The following is a 16,163-nucleotide window of genomic DNA, read 5'->3' as shown; positions in this document are numbered from 1 at the left end:
GCCCTCATCATCATCGTTCCACGTCGCTTATTTAGCGATGTGTGCAACCAGGTCCAGGACCTTGTTGGAGTAGCCAGTTTCGTTATCGTACCAGGAAACCAGTTTAACGAAGGTGTCGCTCAGTGCGATACCGGCTTTAGCATCGAAGATAGAAGTCAGTGTTTCACCGTTGAAATCGGTAGAAACCACTTCGTCTTCGGTGTAGCCCAGAACGCCTTTCATTTCGCCTTCAGCAGCCGCTTTAATGACAGCACAGATTTCTTTGTAAGAAGCCGGTTTAGCCAGACGTGCAGTCAGGTCAACAACAGAAACGTTAGGGGTAGGAACGCGGAACGCCATACCGGTCAGTTTGCCGTTCAGTTCAGGGATCACTTTACCTACCGCTTTAGCTGCACCGGTAGAAGAAGGGATGATGTTCTGAGATGCGCCGCGGCCGCCGCGCCAGTCTTTGTGAGACGGGCCATCAACGGTTTTCTGAGTCGCTGTTGTCGCATGCACGGTGGTCATCAGTGCTTCAACGATACCGAAGTTGTCGTTGATTACTTTTGCCAGCGGTGCCAGGCAGTTGGTGGTACAGGAGGCGTTAGACACGATATCCTGGCCAGCGTAAGACTTGTGGTTTACACCCATAACGAACATTGGGGTGTCATCTTTAGATGGACCGGTCAGAACAACTTTCTTCGCGCCCGCTTCGATGTGTTTACGTGCAGTTTCGTCGGTCAGGAAGATGCCGGTTGCTTCTGCAACCACATCCACGCCTACTGCATCCCACTTCAGGTTAGCCGGGTCGCGCTCAGCGGTAACACGGATGGTTTTGCCGTTAACAACCAGATGGCCGTCTTTGACTTCCACGGTGCCATTGAAACGGCCGTGAGTTGAGTCGTATTTCAGCATGTAAGCCATGTACTCTGCGTCCAGCAGATCGTTGATTGCAACGATTTCTACATCAGAACGTTCCTGAGCAGCACGGAAAACGATGCGACCGATACGGCCAAAACCGTTGATACCTACTTTGATAGTCATATATTCCACCAGCTTGTTGATAGTGAATAAAAGGTTGGCTGTAAAATTACAAAAACCATACCAGGCGTCAAGCGGAATCGTGTCAATTGTTGCGACAAATCAAACTGTCGAACAGGAATTATTCAACGCGAAACCTTATTCTTGATGCACGAACAGCATTGATCTTGGGGCATGTTGCCCGAATATAAAGGGGGCAGCACGCTAAAGGGTGATCTGCGTCACAAAATGAGTGCAGACTGGATCACCCTGTGCTGACGATGCGAAAAATTCACCTGATCTTGTTAAGTATTTGTTAGAATACTAACCGATATTTCCAGAATAACACTGCCAGAGAGTCTAGCATGGCTAAAGATAATACACCTTCCTCACCCGAAAATGAGTTAACTGAGATGCAGCGCTACGTGACCCAGCAGCGGGGAACCGAACCGCCGTACTCAGGAAAACTGCTGCACAACAAAAACGAAGGCATCTACCATTGCCTGGTGTGTCAGGCGCCGCTGTTCCTTTCTGAAACGAAATATGACTCTGGCTGTGGCTGGCCAAGCTTTTACCAGCCCTACAGTGACGAGGCCATTCGCTACCTGGAAGATGACACCCACGGTATGCAACGTATTGAAATTCGTTGCGGGAGCTGCGATTCGCACCTTGGTCATGTTTTCCCGGATGGCCCGCAGCCGACCGGTGAACGTTTCTGCGTCAACTCCGCCTCGTTGAGCTTCACCGACGACGACGGCCACAGTACCCAGGGGTAGGAGGCACGATGGAACTGGAAGAGATGATTGCCAGTATGACGCCGGAAGTCTATCAGCGTCTGGTGACGGCTGTGGAAACGGGCAAGTGGGGGGATGGCGTGGCTCTGACCCCGGAGCAGAAAGAGAACAGCCTGCAGCTGGTGATGCTGTGGCAGGCCCGTCATAACGACAATCCGCAACATATGAGCATTGCGAAAGGCGGAGAGATCGTGACAAAGAGTAAAAAACAGCTGAAAGAAGCCTTCGGGATCCCCGACGATGCCGTAACGCGTATCAAGCTGCAATAAATTATTCCTGCAGGAATAATTTGCATCATGCCTCAGTCGGGGCCAGCGACACTGTGCCCCGTTTTTATCCGTCCTGAATGAGGCTGGCCCCGGCCTGCGCCATTTCTGCCAGCGCCCGTTCACTGTCATTTTTCTGCAAGTTAACCCCGCGACAGCCAGCGCTGACGACCCTAACCCGGTAGCCCAGCATCAGAGCGTCCAGCACGCTGTATTTCACGCAGTAGTCGGTGGCCAGCCCCATGACGGTCAGTGCGGTGATCCCCCGCGCCTGTAGCCATTCGTGCAGCACCGTTTGCTGGCGATGCCCGTTATCGTAAAAGGCGCTGTAGCTGTCGATGTGCGGATCCTCGCCTTTACGCACCTGGAACGTCAGCCGTGACCGATCGAGCCCGGGATGCAGTTCGGCTCCCGCGCTGTGCTGAACGCAGTGATCCGGCCACCACACCTGCGGCAGACCGTGCAGCTCGCCCAGCGTACCCGGCTGCGTACCCGCATTGCTGGCAAAACTCCCGTGATCTGCCGGGTGCCAGTCGAGGGTGGCAATCACCGGCTCCCCGCGCTGGTGGAACGCGGCGGCCAGCGCATTAGCGGGGGCGATAGTCTGATCGCCCTCACTTACCGCCAGCGCGCCGCCGGGGCAGAAATCATTCTGTAAATCGATTAATAACAGCGCCTGGCGGTCATACATGATCAGTCCTGGGTCAGTTCGCCGCGCAGGTTCTGCGTCATCAGCTGGCGAATGTCGTCCGTGGACAGATCCTGACTGAGGAGGAAGTGCAGTTTGGTCAGCGTCGCCTCCACGGTCAGGTCAGCCCCGCTCACCACCCCGGCATGTGCCAGTGCGTTACCGGTGGCGTAGCCGCCCATGTTGACCTTACCCGACATACACTGGGTCAGATTGATCACGACAATGCCGCGCTCCGACGCGGCTTTCAGCTCCTGCAGAAACGCTTTATTCTGCGGGGCATTGCCGACGCCGTAGGAGCGCAGGATCAGGGCCTTAACCGGCTGTTGCAGGAAGTTACGCACCACTTCAGCAGAGATCCCCGGATAAATGGTCACCACGCCAATGGGCTGCGGCGTGATGGGGTGGACAATCAGTGCCCCCTGGCCTGCCGGTGCGGGCGGCGTATTCAGACGACGAATGTGGATACCGGCTTCCAGCAGCGGTGGCAGGTTAGGGGAAGCAAAAGCATTAAAACCGTCAGCATGCGCCTTGGTAGTGCGGTTGCCACGGTAAAGGGTGTTATTGAAGAACAGCGTCACTTCATTGATCGGATAGTTAGCCGCAACGAACAGTGAGTTAAGCAGATTTTGCTGACCGTCGGAGCGCAACTGCTCAAGGGGGATCTGGGATCCGGTCACGATGACCGGCTTGGCCAGGTTTTCCAGCATAAAAGACAGCGCCGAGGCGGTGAAGGCCATGGTATCGGTGCCGTGTAAAATGACAAAGCCGTCGTAATGGTCGTAATTCAGGCGAATGTCATCAGCAATCGATTGCCAGTCCTGCGGCGTCATATCCGAGGAGTCAATCAGCGGCTGGTATTCATGGATAGTGAAATCAGGCATTTCCGGCCGGTGAAACTCAGGCATATTTGCCAGCTGGCGTTGCAGGTGCCCGGACACCGGGATAAAACCGTGCTCGGAGCGCTGCATACCGATCGTTCCGCCCGTATAGGCGACATAAATGGATTTCTTTTGCATTAGTAAACTCGGGACTTGCCAAAAAGGCGCAGTATAAGGGGAAAGCGGGGGAAAAGCAGCCCGACCAGATGGCGTCGGGCTGATTAGTGAACCGGGTCACATCTACTTGACGTTACCGCATGTCAGGCAGAAGGCATAGCGGTTCTGCGGGTCATTCAGCTGTCCCATCAGTCCTGGCTGCGCTTTCATGGCGTTCATCACGTCCAGCATCGGCGCAGGAAGGTAGGCCTTCAGTGCGTCAGGCAGGACCGCATGTGCCGAAGCATCGACCTGACTGAACAGCACTTCCAACAGGCCGGGCTCGGTCTGATACCAGTCCAGCTGCACGTCATTCAGCTTCGCCAGCTCTTTGGCTTTCGCCACGGCATCGTCGAAATCACCCAGCGCATCCACCAGGCCGTTGGCTTTGGCATCACTGCCGGTCCAGACGTGACCCTGCGCGATCTGGTCAATCTGTTCCGGGGTTTTATTACGCGACTTCGCCACCAGGCCAATAAAGTTTTTATACCCGTTTTCAATGGTTAACTGCATCATCTGCTGGACTTCCGGCGGCAGCGCCTTGGTACTGGCAACGTCAGCCAGCGGTGAGGTGGCCACACCGTCGGTGTGTACGCCAATCGCATCCAGTGAGTTTTCCACGGTGTTGATCACGCCGAAGATCCCGATAGAGCCGGTCAGGGTATTCGGGCTGGCGATAATGTAGTTCGCCGGCGTCGACACCCAGTAGCCGCCTGAAGCTGCCATGCCGCCCATAGACACGACCACCGGCTTACCGGCGGCTTTTGCTGCGGCCAACTCTTCACGAATCATCTCAGAGGCGGTCACGCTACCGCCCGGGCTGTTGACGCGGAATACAATCGCTTTGATTTTCGGATCCAGACGGGCATCGCGGATCTCAAGCGCGGTGGTATCGCTGCCGACGCTCCCTGGCGTTTCTTCACCGTCCATAATGGCACCGTTAGCGGTGATCACTGCCACATTACCGTCAGTCGTCGGCGCATTTTTCAGCGGATAATCATAAATGCTGGTGCCGTTATAATCCTTCGCCTGCTTGTCCCAGCCGAAGGTTTTCACCAGTTGCTGATCGACCACCGATGGTGAAGCCAGTTCGTCCACCAGCTTGCTGTCCTTCGCATACTGCGCCGTGTCGCCGCCAACTTTATTCAGAGCATCAAGGACGCCCTGGGCCCCCGGGAACACCTGATCAGCGGTGATCTGACGGTTTGCCGCCAGTGTATTCACATAGTTCTGCCACAGCTCGCCGACCCAGCGGCTGTCGGCATCGCGCGCCGCTGGTGACATATCGTCACGCAGGAACGGCTCTACCGCCGATTTATAGGTGCCAACGCGGAACACGTGTGAGCTGACCTTCAGTTTGTCCAGCAGGGTTTTATAGTAAAGGCCGTTGGTGGCGAAACCGTGCAGATCTACCGTTCCCTGAGGCGAGAGGTAAATCTTACTGGCAAAGCTGGCCAGATAATATTGCGCCTGAGTGTAGCTGTCACCGGTGGCGTAAATGGGTTTACCGCTGTCGCGGAACTCGCGCAACGCCTTACCGATATACTGTAACGAAGGCTGATCGGCCCCGGCGAAATTACGCAAATCCAGCACCATGCCGGTGATTTTTGCATCGCCCTTTGCCTGACGAATGGCATCCACCACGTCAAACAGCGAATTTTCTTTCAGGCGGTCGCTGCTGGACCCCAGAAGCTGACGGCCCAGTTTACTCATGGTGTTGCTGACGGAGGGTTTGTCCACCACCACACCGCTGAGATCAACCGTCAGTGCCCCTTTCTGCACGTCGGCCGGGGTGTTCGCACTGTTAAACTGCAACCAGATCCCGGCCCCGACGAGGATCAGCAGAACGAGGAAAAGGTTAAGAATAAATTCGCGTACAAAATTCAGCACCCGCCATGTCCACTTGAAAATATTAGCGATAATTCGCCACAAGACGCGCATAAACTCTCCATAATCGCAATGAAATGCCCGGCGCGGTGCGTGTCGCTGACAACGTAACCGCTAAACCGGGCAGTAATACACCACATCCTAATTAGCAGTGGCGTAATTGTCAGCAGGAAAAAGTGCAATGCTGTAACAAAACATCATCCTGTGCTAGTTTCTGCGGGATACCGATCATTATCAGGAGGAAGTAATGGACGCTCTGGAATTGCTGGTCAACCGTCGTTCTGCATCCCGTCTGGCCGCGCCAGCCCCGGCAGGTGAGGTACTGGAAAACATTCTGCGTGCAGGACTGCGTGCTCCCGACCACGGCACGCTGCAGCCGTGGCGCTTTATTGTTATCGAAGAGGAAGGGCGCGATCGCTTTAGTGCGCTGCTGGAAAAAGTGTCCCGTGACGGCCAACTGGACGATAAAGCCATTGAGAAAGCCCGACAGGCACCGTTTCGCGCACCGATGATCATTACCGTGGTGGCGCACTGCGAAGAGCATCACAAGGTGCCGCGCTGGGAGCAGGTTGTTTCTGCCGGTTGTGCTGTCATGGCGATGCAGATGGCGGCAGCCGCCCAGGGGTTTAACGGTATCTGGCGAACGGGGGCCTGGACAGAAAATGACGCCGTGCGTCAGGCCTTTCACTGCCGCCCGCAGGATGCCATCGTGGGCTTTCTTTATCTTGGTACACCGCAGCTTAAATCTTCGACAAATGTTTTGCCGACCGACACTGCGCCATTTGTCAGCTATTTCTGAGTAATGGAAAGATGAACGAAAAACCTCTTCGTCTGACGCAGTACAGCCACGGAGCCGGCTGCGGTTGTAAAATATCCCCCCGGGTGCTGGACACTATTCTGCACAGCGATCACCCCCTGCGTCACGATCCTCGCCTGCTGGTGGGGAATGAGACCCGTGACGATGCCGCCGTTTATGACCTCGGTAACGGAACGGCGGTGGTCAGCACCACCGATTTTTTTATGCCGATCGTCGACGATCCCTTCGATTTCGGCCGGATTGCCGCCACCAACGCTATCAGTGATATCTGGGCGATGGGCGGCAAACCGATTATGGCCATTGCCATTCTCGGCTGGCCGGTCAACGTCCTGGCCCCGGAGATTGCCCGCAGGGTGATTGAGGGTGGACGCAGCGTTTGTGAGCAGGCGGGTATCAGCCTGGCGGGCGGGCACTCCATCGACGCACCGGAGCCGATTTTCGGGCTGGCCGTGACGGGGATCGTGGCCACTGACCAGGTCAAGCGTAACAGTGAGGCCCAGCCAGGATGCCGTCTGTATCTCACCAAGCCGCTCGGCATCGGCGTGCTGACCACCGCCGAGAAAAAAGCGTTACTGCGGCCTGAACATGCCGGGCTGGCCACGGAGACCATGTGCCAGCTTAATCAGGTGGGCGCGGCGTTTGCCCCGGCAGCGGGGGTCAGCGCGATGACCGACGTGACCGGCTTCGGGCTGCTGGGGCATCTGAGCGAGATGTGCCAGGGTGCGGGTCTGCACGCTAATCTCTGGTTCAGCGCCATCCCGCGCCTGTCGGGAGTAGACGAGTACATTGCCCTGGGCTGCGTCCCGGGTGGGACAGAACGCAACTTTGCCAGCTATGGCCATCTGGTGGGAACGATGAGCGACGCACAGCGCCAGCTGCTGTGTGATCCGCAAACCTCCGGCGGCCTGCTGCTGGCAGTGCTGCCCGGTTCAGAGGCAGAGGTGGAGGCGATCGCCACCGCGTACGCTATTTCGCTTACACCCATTGGCGAACTCCTGACGGCGCAGGCCGGAAGGGCCATTATTGAAGTCAAACCCTGAGCAGGATTTACCCCCGGATGCGTTTGTTTATTGCCGAGAAACCCAGTCTTGCCCGTGCTATTGCGGATGTCCTGCCAAAACCCCACCGTCGTGGCGATGGTTATATTGCCTGTGGCACGGACCAGGTGGTGACCTGGTGTGTGGGGCACCTGCTGGAACAGGCACAGCCCGACAGTTATAACAGCCGCTTTGCCCGCTGGTCGCTGGCCGACCTGCCGATTGTGCCGGAAAAATGGCAGTTACAGCCGCGCCCCTCCGTGGCGAAACAGCTAAACGTCATCAAAGGGCTGCTGGCGCAGGCGAGCATCGTGGTACACGCCGGTGACCCGGATCGCGAAGGCCAGCTGCTGGTCGATGAAGTGCTGGACTACCTGACACTGCCCGCCGAAAAGCGGGCGCAGGTGCAGCGCTGTCTGATCAACGATCTTAACCCGCAGGCCGTCGAGCGGGCGATCGATCGCCTGCGTGAAAACCGTGAATTTATTCCGCTCTGTGTCTCTGCCCTGGCTAGATCCCGCGCCGACTGGCTGTACGGTATTAATATGACCCGCGCCTATACGCTGCTGGGTCGTAATGCAGGCTACGATGGTGTGTTGTCGGTCGGCCGCGTGCAGACGCCGGTACTCGGGCTGGTCGTGCGTCGTGATGAAGAGATCGAAAATTTCGTCGCCAAAGATTTTTTTGAAGTTAAAGCACATATCGTCACCCCGAAGGACGAGCGTTTTGTGGCGCTATGGCAGCCCAGTGACGCCTGTGAGCCTTATCAGGATGAAGAAGGGCGTCTGCTTCATCGCACCCTGGCCGACCACGTGGTGGCGCGTATCGGCGGTCAGCCTGCGCGGGTCACCAGCTACAACGACAAACGGGAAAATGACACGGCGCCGCTGCCTTTCTCCCTGTCGGCATTACAGATTGAGGCGGGGAAGCGTTTCGGCCTGAGTGCGCAGACGGTGCTGGACACCTGCCAGCGTCTTTATGAAACCCATAAGCTGATCACCTATCCGCGTTCTGACAGCCGCTATCTGCCGGATGAGCACTTTGCCGGACGTCAGGCGGTACTGAATGCCATCAACATCCACCAGCCGGATCTGACCCCGCCGGCAGATTTCAACAGCGACCAGAAGAACCGCTGCTGGGACGATAAAAAGGTCGACGCCCACCATGCGATTGTGCCCACTGCCCGCAGCAGTCGGGTGAATCTGTCCGATAATGAACGGCAAATTTACCGGCTGATTGCCACGCAGTATCTGATGCAGTTCTGTCCGGACGCGGTGTACCGCAAATGCGTGATTGAGCTGGATATTGCCGGCGGTAAGTTTGTCGCAAAGGCACGTTTTCTTGCTGAAGCCGGGTGGCGTGCGCTGCTGGGCAGCAAAGAGCGCGATGAAGAGAATGACGGCACGCCGCTGCCGGTAGTGAAGAAAGACGATGAGCTGCTGTGCGAACGCGGGGAAGTGATGGAGAAGCAAACGCAGCCACCGCGTCCCTTCACTGACGCTACGCTGCTGTCAGCCATGACCGGTATCGCACGCTTTGTTCAGGATAAAGATCTAAAGAAAGTGCTGCGTGCGACCGATGGTTTAGGGACTGAGGCGACGCGTGCCGGGATCATCGAGCTGCTGTTTAAGCGCACCTTCCTGTATAAAAAGGGGCGCTATATTCACTCCAGTCCGGCGGGGCGCGCGTTAATTCATTCACTGCCTGAGATGGCCGCGCGCCCGGATATGACGGCGCAGTGGGAGTCGACCCTGACCAAAATCAGTGAAAAGCAGTGCCGCTATCAGGACTTTATGTTCCCGCTGGTGGAAACCCTGCACAGTCTGATCCACCAGGCGCGGCAGCAGCCAGCTGCGCACGCATTCCGGGGCCTGCCTGCTCCGGCCACGAACAAAGCGAAAAAGCCGCGACGCAAGGCGGCGAAAGAGAAGGAAAATGAGTGATGAGAGTGCATCTGGCTATGCTGCTGCTGTGTGCCGTCAGCGCCCCGTCGCTGGCAGAGCGTTATATCAGTAACGGTCACGGCGGAAGTGGTCAATACGGCGGCGGCGGTAACGCTGACGTGGTGGTGGACATGCCACCGGAAGTCTGGACGCAGGGCAGTCGCGACAGTGCACCCGCCTGTCAGCGCTGCTGCACCTTTGAGAACCGCAGCTATACCGAAGGGGCCGTGCTGAAAAGTGAGGGGATGCTCCTGCAGTGCGTGCGTGACGAAAGATCGCTGGGCACCAATAACCTTATCTGGCGTATTGTAAAATAGCGGTGTGCGTCGGGAAGGGCGACTCTGCTTTCCCGTCCCGACGCTTACCGGTCAGGATGACAGGTTGAATTCAGCCCAGATCGGCGCATGGTCGGACGGTTTTTCCATGCTGCGGATCGCATAGTCAATCCCGGTGGCAACACAGCGCTCTGCCAGCGGCCTGCTGGCCAGCACCAGGTCAATACGCAGTCCGCGATTGTCATCAAAGCCTTTTGAACGGTAGTCAAACCACGAGAACCGGTCGTTGACATCCGGGTTCTGGGCGCGCCAGGTATCGACCAGACCCCAGTTCATCAGCCTGTCCATCCACTCGCGCTCTTCCGGCAGGAAAGAGCACTTTCCGGTGCGCAGCCAGCGCTTACGGCTATCTTCACCGATACCAATATCCAGGTCGGTGCTGCTGATATTCATATCACCCATGATCAATACCTGATTGCCGGCATTCTGCTGCTGTTCGAGGTAATTTTGCAGATCGCGATAGAATTTCTCTTTCGCCGGGAATTTTGTCGGATGGTCGCGGCTTTCTCCCTGGGGGAAATAACCATTCAGTACGGTGACGATCCCTGAAGGGGTCTGGATGTCTGCCATAATCATCCGCCGCTGGGCCTCTTCATCATCACCATCAAAACCCCGGCGCACGGCGACAGGCTCTGCTTTGGTCATCAGTGCGACGCCGTAGTGGCCTTTCTGTCCGTGATAAAAGACGTGATAGCCCAGTTTAGCCACGTCCTCAAGCGGGAACATATCGTCATGTACTTTTGTTTCCTGCAGGCCGATGACGTCCGGCTGGTGCTGCTCAACAATCGCTTCAAGCTGATGCGGACGAGCACGCAGCCCGTTGATATTAAAAGAAAGAAATTTCATAGCGCAGGCCATTTTGCGTGAATAAAGAGGCCGGAATGGTAGCAGGTTTCAGACGGAGAGAGAAATAGTGCTGTGACAGAAGGCAGTGTCTCACTGCGTTCGGCACAAACCTTCGTGTCGAAGCTTCTCATCCTTCCCATCGGGAAAATGAGGGTGCAGGATAAGTCAGTGAATTCAGGGAGTAATGAAGATGGTGGTGGGGGAAGGATGACTGCGTCGCTGCGCGCCTTGCCCTGCGGGCCGCCATGACTGGCGTTGTCTCACTGCGTTCGGCACAAACCTTCGTGTCGAAGCTTCTCATCCTTCCTATCGGGAAAATGAGGGGGCAGGATAAGTCAGTGAATTCAGGGAGTAATGAAGATGGTGGTGGGGGAAGGATGACTGCGTCGCTGCGCGCCTTGCCCTGCGGGCCGCCATGACTGGCGTTGTCTCACTGCGTTCGGCACAAACCTTCGTGTCGAAGGTTCTCATCCTTCCCATCGGGAAAATGAGGGGGGCAGGATAAGTCAGTGAATTCAGGGAGTAATGAAGATGGTGGTGGGGGAAGGATTCGAACCTTCGAAGTCGATGACGGCAGATTTACAGTCTGCTCCCTTTGGCCGCTCGGGAACCCCACCAGGGGAAGCGTGTTAACCAATGCAAAGCGTGAGGCACATTTTCATATAAAAACAGTCTGAAAATGGTGGTGGGGGAAGGATTCGAACCTTCGAAGTCGATGACGGCAGATTTACAGTCTGCTCCCTTTGGCCGCTCGGGAACCCCACCACTGGCCTTACTCACTCTGCTTGTTAAGCGGGGCGCATCATATCAAATGAAGTGACGCTGTAAAGCCCCGTTTTGTATAAAGCAGCGTGTTTGCCGTTTTTTTGCCCGGGATGCTGTTTTGTCAGACAAAACAGCATCATCCGGCTTACAGAATGATGGTGCGGTTACCGTAAACAAAGACGCGCTGTGCCAGTACCTGATAAAGCGCGCGGCTCAGGGCATTCTTCTCAACGTCACGGCCGGCACGCATCATATCTTCTGCGGTATAGGTGTGATCGACGTGGATCACGTCCTGCATAATAATCGGACCTTCATCCAGATTATCATTCACATAATGCGCGGTCGCGCCGATGATCTTCACGCCGCGCTCATACGCCTGATGGTAGGGGCGTGCGCCGATAAAGGCCGGCAGGAATGAGTGGTGAATGTTGATGATCTGATTCGGATAACGCTGGACAAAGCCCGGCGTCAGTACGCGCATATATTTAGCCAGCACCACGTAGTCAGGCTGATAGCGGTCAATTTCCGCCGCCATATTCGTGTCATGCTCATCGCGGGTTAACCCCTCGTGGCTGACCAGAACGAAAGGTATATCAAAGCGTTCGACCAGGGTGCGCAGCGTATCGTGGTTACCGATAACCGCTGCAATCTCCACGTCCAGACCGCCGTACGCGCTCTTCATCAGCAGGTCGCCCAGGCAGTGTGCCTCTTTGGTGACCAGAATAACAATGCGGCGACGACCCGCCGGCTGCAGCTCTCGAACAGAGCCCGCAGGCAGCGCGCTGTCAAGGTCAGCAAGCAGCGTACCGTCGTTAAAAATACCTTCCAGCTCGGTACGCATAAAGAAACGCCCGGTACGGTGATCAACGAACTCATTGTTTTGCACAATGTTCAGTTCGTGTTTGTAGCAAATATTAGTAATTTTGGCGATCAGCCCTTTAGCATCCGGGCAGATGGTGCGTAAAACTTTACGTTGCAGTGTTTGCGCTTGCATTGCGATGGTAATCCTGTCGATACAGATGGGAAATCCAGGTCACTACTGACCACAGCATTTCTTGTATTTTTTGCCAGAGCCACAGGGGCACGGGTCATTACGCCCGACTGGCGGGAAGGTTCCGTCAATATAGTACCAGCGTTGCTCCTCCTGAAGAAAGCGCGAACGTTCATGAATGAAACTTTCGCGGCCATTTTCCGTAAAACGCGCAAAAAACGTCACATAACCCACGTTACTTTCCGGCACGGTTTCCATTGAAAGAAGGGTTAATCCGCGCCACTGGGTACTGGCATAGCTCTCTTCAATACTTGTGGCAAAGTGCTGTGCGTGACAGGAGGGATGCCAGGTTGCCACCAGATAAGGTGTATCCTGCTTTACATAAGCACTGTAGCGAGAGCGCATCAGGGCTTCTGGCGTGGCCGGGAGTGTGCTCCCGTTTAGATACGGCTCGCAACATAGGCTATACTGCAATCCGCTACCGCACGGACAATGTTCAGACACGTTGACTCCGGAAGTTTTTATAACAGGTAAAATGAGATTCAGGCGTCATGATAACCGGGGAGACGCGGTGATGCCATTTTGATCGTTGAGTACTGGCCAGAGGTGGAATGAGACAGGTAAAGATCGGGCTTGCGCTGGGATCGGGAGCAGCCAAAGGATGGGCCCATATTGGGGTAATTAACGCGCTGGAGCGCGCCGGCATACGTATTGACGTCGTGGCGGGTTGTTCGGTGGGCGCGTTGGTTGGCGCCGCTTATGCGAATCAACGTTTACCGTTGATGGAGCGCTGGGTCCGGTCTTTCAGCTACTGGCAGGTGATCCGATTAATGGACTTTTCCTGGCAGCGCGGGGGATTACTTCGCGGCGAACGTGTTTTCAGCCATGTCCGCAGCCTGATGGCATGCGACACTATCGAGCAGTGCTCTCTTCCTTTTGGGGCCGTCGCCACTAACCTCAGCACCGGTCGTGAACTGTGGCTGACGGAAGGGGATATTCATCAGGCGGTGCGTGCTTCCTGCAGTATGCCAGGCCTGCTGGCACCGGTAAACTGGAATGGCTACTGGCTGGTGGACGGTGCGGTGGTCAATCCGGTTCCTGTCTCTCTGACGCGTGCGCTCGGCGCAGACATTGTTATTGCCGTCGATCTGCAGCATGACGCTCATCTAATGCAACAGGACTTGTTTTCCGTGACGCCGGAGCCTGCCGGCCCGGATACCCAGCTGCCCACCGATAGCTGGAGTGGTCGCCTGCGGCAGCGTATCGGGCGCTTTAAACCGCGTAAAATGAATTACACGCCCGGTGCCATGGAAATCATGTCTACATCCATCCAGGTCCTGGAAAACCGGCTTAAGCGTAATCGCATGGCGGGTGACCCTCCTGATGTTCTGATACAGCCATTCTGCCCGCAAATTTCCACCCTGGATTTTCATCGGGCAGAGGAAGCGATTGAAGCGGGGAGACTATCCGTTGAGAAAAAAATGGACGAACTGTTACCGCTGGTGCGTGACAGACAATAGCGTGGTCGATTAAGCATGCTACTTCAGTCAATTCTGAGAGGCGCAAAGGGCGTTTATAGACCACTATTGAGGTATCTGTTATGCAGGGGGACACAATGGAAAAACCATTAAGCGGAAAACATATTCTCATCGTTGAGGACGAAATCGTTTTCCGTTCCCTGCTGGATAATTTTCTAACAGCCCTCGGAGCTGTAGTCAGTCTGGCAGATGACGGTATTCACGCGCTCGAAACCATGAGCCGCAGCCAGCCCGATCTGATGATTTGCGATCTGGCGATGCCGCGAATGGGCGGCATCCAGCTGGTTGAACATATTCGCAGCCGGGGCGGCACGCTGCCGATCCTGGTGATCTCCGCCACGGAAAATATGTCGGATATTGCCAATGTGCTGCGTATCGGTGTGCAGGATGTGCTGCTGAAGCCGGTGAAAGACCTGGGCCGGCTGCGTGAAGCGGTATTTGAGTGCCTTTATCCGTCGATGTTTACCTCTAAGGTGGAGGAAGACGAACAGCTGTTCCAGGACTGGGATGCACTGGTTAACGATCCTCAGTCGGCGGCGAAATTGCTGAAAGAGCTACAGCCGCCTGTTCAGCAGACCATCGCCCACTGCCGGGTGAACTACCGTCAGCTGACCATGGCTGAACAGCCGGGACTGGTGCTGGACGTGGCGGCTCTGTCGGAGAAAGATCTGGCCTTCTACTGCCTGGATGTTACCCGGGCGGGGGATAACGGGGTTCTGGCCGCCTTGCTGCTGCGGGCCCTGTTCAATGGGCTGTTGCAGGAACAGCTTTCGGGGCAGGGCACAAGGCTGCCTGAGCTCGGCGCACTGCTGAAACAGGTCAACCTTCTGCTGCGTCAGGCGAATCTGAAAGGGCAGTTCCCACTGCTGGTAGGGTATTATCATCAGGGTTTAAAAAATCTGATTCTGGTTTCTGCTGGTTTAAACGCCACTCTTAATATCCATTCCCATCAAATTCAGTTGAGCAATGGCGTTCCGCTGGGCACGCTGGGCAGCACGCATCTTAACCAGATCAGTCAGCGGTGTGATGCCTGGCAATGTCAGGTATGGGGTGCCGGAGGGCGGCTGCGCCTGATGTTGTCGTCAGAATGACCACTGCCGAAGACTTTCCATCTGGCCCTGACTGACAGGGCCACGGATAACCTTTACAATTGGGTAATAGTCTTAATTTATGCAGAAAAGGTTTATCCAGGATAAATCCGCGTGGGTTCCACTGGTATACTCACTTCGTTATTTTAACTCGACATATCAAGTAATAACTTGAACGGCCTAAAGAGAGGTACTTTGATGTCTGCCTATAAGTCCAAAGTAAAAAAAGCGGTAATCCCAGTTGCTGGTTTGGGAACGCGTATGTTACCTGCCACCAAGGCAATTCCAAAAGAGATGCTGCCACTGGTTGATAAGCCGCTGATTCAGTATGTCGTAAACGAGTGTATCGCAGCAGGGATCAATGAAATTGTGCTGGTTACGCACTCTTCTAAAAACTCCATTGAAAACCACTTCGATACCAGTTTTGAGCTGGAAGCCATGCTGGAAAAACGCGTTAAGCGCCAGCTGCTGGAAGAAATCCAGTCTATCTGCCCACCGCATGTGACCATCATGCAGGTGCGTCAGGGCCTGGCGAAAGGCCTTGGCCATGCGGTTATGTGTGCCTGGCCAGTGATTGGCAATGAACCCGTTGCGGTTATTCTGCCCGATGTGATCATCGACGAATACGAATCGGACCTGTCGAAAGATAACCTGGCAGAAATGATGAAGCGTTTTGACGAAACGGGTCACAGCCAGATCATGGTAGAGCCTGTTGCTGATGTGACCGCCTATGGTGTCGTTGACTGCCAGGGTGCTGAACTGAAGCCAGGCGACAGCGCACCAATGGTTGGTGTGGTAGAGAAACCAAAAGCAGACAAAGCGCCTTCGAACCTCGCGGTGGTCGGTCGTTACATTCTGTCTGCCGATATCTGGCCACTGCTGGCGAAAACGCCTCCAGGTGCCGGTGACGAAATTCAGCTGACCGACTCGATTGCGATGCTGATGGAAAAAGAGACAGTGGAAGCTTATCACCTTAAAGGGATCAGCCACGACTGTGGTAACAAACTGGGCTATATGCAGGCCTTCGTTGAGTACGGTGTGCGTCACAACACGCTGGGCAGCGATTTCAAAGCCTGGCTTGAAAGCACCGTTAATAATAAAAAGTAAGTTTAATTTCTAACCGGGACAATTC

Annotated in this window: 16 protein-coding genes, 2 tRNA genes and 2 other RNA genes; 9 read left to right on the top strand and 11 right to left on the bottom strand. The window is 55.5% G+C overall.

Features of this window, described 5'->3' with window-relative positions; all coding sequences use genetic code 11:
- Positions 1 to 27: 27 nt before the first annotated feature.
- Positions 28 to 1,023, bottom strand: coding sequence for a glyceraldehyde-3-phosphate dehydrogenase (gene gapA, locus IFU29_RS02555; protein WP_191932526.1), 996 nt, complete (start codon positions 1,021 to 1,023; stop codon positions 28 to 30).
- Positions 1,024 to 1,364: 341 nt separating this feature from the next.
- Here gapA and msrB point away from each other — a divergent pair, with 341 nt between their 5' ends.
- Both msrB and IFU29_RS02545 read left to right on the top strand, forming a co-directional pair.
- On the top strand, positions 1,365 to 1,775 hold the full coding sequence (msrB, locus tag IFU29_RS02550; RefSeq protein WP_191932525.1) for a peptide-methionine (R)-S-oxide reductase MsrB: 411 nt from the start codon (positions 1,365 to 1,367) through the stop codon (positions 1,773 to 1,775).
- Between the two features lie 8 nt (positions 1,776 to 1,783).
- Positions 1,784 to 2,062 carry a YeaC family protein gene (locus IFU29_RS02545; RefSeq protein WP_191932524.1) on the top strand — a complete coding sequence of 93 codons (279 nt, stop codon included), beginning with the start codon at positions 1,784 to 1,786 and terminating at the stop codon, positions 2,060 to 2,062.
- 64 nt (positions 2,063 to 2,126) lie between these two features.
- Here IFU29_RS02545 and pncA read toward each other — a convergent pair whose 3' ends face one another.
- From pncA to sppA, 3 genes are all read right to left on the bottom strand, one after another.
- Complete coding sequence (gene pncA, locus IFU29_RS02540) at positions 2,127 to 2,750, bottom strand: bifunctional nicotinamidase/pyrazinamidase (RefSeq protein ID WP_191932523.1); 624 nt, start codon at positions 2,748 to 2,750, stop codon at positions 2,127 to 2,129.
- Between the two features lie 2 nt (positions 2,751 to 2,752).
- Complete coding sequence (ansA, locus tag IFU29_RS02535) at positions 2,753 to 3,766, bottom strand: asparaginase (RefSeq protein WP_191932522.1); 1,014 nt, start codon at positions 3,764 to 3,766, stop codon at positions 2,753 to 2,755.
- 102 nt (positions 3,767 to 3,868) lie between these two features.
- Entirely contained in the window at positions 3,869 to 5,725 is a 1,857-nt protein-coding gene (sppA, locus tag IFU29_RS02530) for a signal peptide peptidase SppA (protein ID WP_191932521.1), read from the bottom strand.
- 193 nt (positions 5,726 to 5,918) lie between these two features.
- Between sppA and IFU29_RS02525 the strand changes: the two genes are divergently transcribed.
- The 4 genes from IFU29_RS02525 to IFU29_RS02510 are packed head-to-tail and all read left to right on the top strand — an operon-like array spanning position 5,919 to position 9,785.
- Positions 5,919 to 6,470, top strand: coding sequence for an NAD(P)H nitroreductase (locus IFU29_RS02525; RefSeq protein WP_191932520.1), 552 nt, complete (start codon positions 5,919 to 5,921; stop codon positions 6,468 to 6,470).
- Positions 6,471 to 6,481: 11 nt separating this feature from the next.
- On the top strand, positions 6,482 to 7,528 hold the full coding sequence (selD, locus tag IFU29_RS02520; protein WP_191932519.1) for a selenide, water dikinase SelD: 1,047 nt from the start codon (positions 6,482 to 6,484) through the stop codon (positions 7,526 to 7,528).
- 17 nt (positions 7,529 to 7,545) lie between these two features.
- Entirely contained in the window at positions 7,546 to 9,468 is a 1,923-nt protein-coding gene (locus tag IFU29_RS02515) for a DNA topoisomerase III (protein ID WP_191932518.1), read from the top strand.
- The gene (locus IFU29_RS02510) at positions 9,468 to 9,785 is read left to right on the top strand and encodes a DUF1496 domain-containing protein (protein WP_191933100.1); all 318 of its coding nucleotides are present in this window, start codon (positions 9,468 to 9,470) and stop codon (positions 9,783 to 9,785) included. The genes IFU29_RS02515 and IFU29_RS02510 overlap by 1 nt, the downstream gene beginning before the upstream one ends.
- Before the next feature lie 51 nt (positions 9,786 to 9,836).
- Here IFU29_RS02510 and xthA read toward each other — a convergent pair whose 3' ends face one another.
- From xthA to IFU29_RS02475, 7 genes are all read right to left on the bottom strand, one after another.
- Complete coding sequence (gene xthA / locus IFU29_RS02505; protein ID WP_191932517.1) at positions 9,837 to 10,649, bottom strand: exodeoxyribonuclease III; 813 nt, start codon at positions 10,647 to 10,649, stop codon at positions 9,837 to 9,839.
- Positions 10,650 to 10,840: 191 nt separating this feature from the next.
- A non-coding RNA gene (locus IFU29_RS02500) (RtT sRNA) lies at positions 10,841 to 10,971 on the bottom strand.
- 39 nt (positions 10,972 to 11,010) lie between these two features.
- Positions 11,011 to 11,141: non-coding RNA, RtT sRNA (locus IFU29_RS02495), on the bottom strand.
- A gap of 40 nt (positions 11,142 to 11,181) precedes the next feature.
- A tRNA-Tyr gene (locus tag IFU29_RS02490) sits at positions 11,182 to 11,266 on the bottom strand.
- Positions 11,267 to 11,329: 63 nt separating this feature from the next.
- Positions 11,330 to 11,414, bottom strand: a tRNA-Tyr gene (locus IFU29_RS02485).
- A 145-nt stretch (positions 11,415 to 11,559) separates the two neighbouring features.
- Positions 11,560 to 12,408: a formyltetrahydrofolate deformylase gene (gene purU / locus IFU29_RS02480; protein ID WP_191932516.1), complete on the bottom strand. Its 849-nt coding sequence runs from the start codon at positions 12,406 to 12,408 to the stop codon at positions 11,560 to 11,562.
- Between the two features lie 42 nt (positions 12,409 to 12,450).
- On the bottom strand, positions 12,451 to 12,909 hold the full coding sequence (locus IFU29_RS02475) for a YchJ family protein (protein WP_191932515.1): 459 nt from the start codon (positions 12,907 to 12,909) through the stop codon (positions 12,451 to 12,453).
- A 107-nt stretch (positions 12,910 to 13,016) separates the two neighbouring features.
- Between IFU29_RS02475 and rssA the strand changes: the two genes are divergently transcribed.
- From rssA to galU, 3 genes are all read left to right on the top strand, one after another.
- Positions 13,017 to 13,925, top strand: a complete 909-nt coding sequence (gene rssA / locus IFU29_RS02470; RefSeq protein WP_191932514.1) for a patatin-like phospholipase RssA — start codon at positions 13,017 to 13,019, stop codon at positions 13,923 to 13,925.
- A 95-nt stretch (positions 13,926 to 14,020) separates the two neighbouring features.
- Positions 14,021 to 15,034: a two-component system response regulator RssB gene (gene rssB, locus IFU29_RS02465; RefSeq protein ID WP_191932513.1), complete on the top strand. Its 1,014-nt coding sequence runs from the start codon at positions 14,021 to 14,023 to the stop codon at positions 15,032 to 15,034.
- Between the two features lie 195 nt (positions 15,035 to 15,229).
- Entirely contained in the window at positions 15,230 to 16,138 is a 909-nt protein-coding gene (galU, locus tag IFU29_RS02460; protein ID WP_062743114.1) for a UTP--glucose-1-phosphate uridylyltransferase GalU, read from the top strand.
- Positions 16,139 to 16,163 lie beyond the last annotated feature (25 nt).

The sequence above is a fragment of the Erwinia persicina genome (assembly GCF_014838825.1).
Classification (GTDB): domain Bacteria; phylum Pseudomonadota; class Gammaproteobacteria; order Enterobacterales; family Enterobacteriaceae; genus Erwinia; species Erwinia persicina_A.
The sequence above is the reverse complement of the archived record's forward strand: the minus strand, read 5'-3'. Positions and strand labels throughout refer to the sequence as shown.

What these genes read in the sequence shown, in the direction of transcription:
- IFU29_RS02545 (WP_191932524.1), top strand. Translation starts at nt 1,784, where the DNA reads ATGGAACTGGAAGAGATGATTGCCAGTATGACGCCGGAAGTCTATCAG.
- pncA (WP_191932523.1), bottom strand. Translation starts at nt 2,750, where the DNA reads ATGTATGACCGCCAGGCGCTGTTATTAATCGATTTACAGAATGATTTC.
- rssA (WP_191932514.1), top strand. Translation starts at nt 13,017, where the DNA reads ATGAGACAGGTAAAGATCGGGCTTGCGCTGGGATCGGGAGCAGCCAAA.
- rssB (WP_191932513.1), top strand. Translation starts at nt 14,021, where the DNA reads ATGGAAAAACCATTAAGCGGAAAACATATTCTCATCGTTGAGGACGAA.
- purU (WP_191932516.1), bottom strand. Translation starts at nt 12,408, where the DNA reads ATGCAAGCGCAAACACTGCAACGTAAAGTTTTACGCACCATCTGCCCG.
- msrB (WP_191932525.1), top strand. Translation starts at nt 1,365, where the DNA reads ATGGCTAAAGATAATACACCTTCCTCACCCGAAAATGAGTTAACTGAG.
- IFU29_RS02510 (WP_191933100.1), top strand. Translation starts at nt 9,468, where the DNA reads ATGAGAGTGCATCTGGCTATGCTGCTGCTGTGTGCCGTCAGCGCCCCG.
- IFU29_RS02525 (WP_191932520.1), top strand. Translation starts at nt 5,919, where the DNA reads ATGGACGCTCTGGAATTGCTGGTCAACCGTCGTTCTGCATCCCGTCTG.
- ansA (WP_191932522.1), bottom strand. Translation starts at nt 3,766, where the DNA reads ATGCAAAAGAAATCCATTTATGTCGCCTATACGGGCGGAACGATCGGT.
- selD (WP_191932519.1), top strand. Translation starts at nt 6,482, where the DNA reads ATGAACGAAAAACCTCTTCGTCTGACGCAGTACAGCCACGGAGCCGGC.
- galU (WP_062743114.1), top strand. Translation starts at nt 15,230, where the DNA reads ATGTCTGCCTATAAGTCCAAAGTAAAAAAAGCGGTAATCCCAGTTGCT.
- IFU29_RS02515 (WP_191932518.1), top strand. Translation starts at nt 7,546, where the DNA reads ATGCGTTTGTTTATTGCCGAGAAACCCAGTCTTGCCCGTGCTATTGCG.
- gapA (WP_191932526.1), bottom strand. Translation starts at nt 1,023, where the DNA reads ATGACTATCAAAGTAGGTATCAACGGTTTTGGCCGTATCGGTCGCATC.
- sppA (WP_191932521.1), bottom strand. Translation starts at nt 5,725, where the DNA reads ATGCGCGTCTTGTGGCGAATTATCGCTAATATTTTCAAGTGGACATGG.
- xthA (WP_191932517.1), bottom strand. Translation starts at nt 10,649, where the DNA reads ATGAAATTTCTTTCTTTTAATATCAACGGGCTGCGTGCTCGTCCGCAT.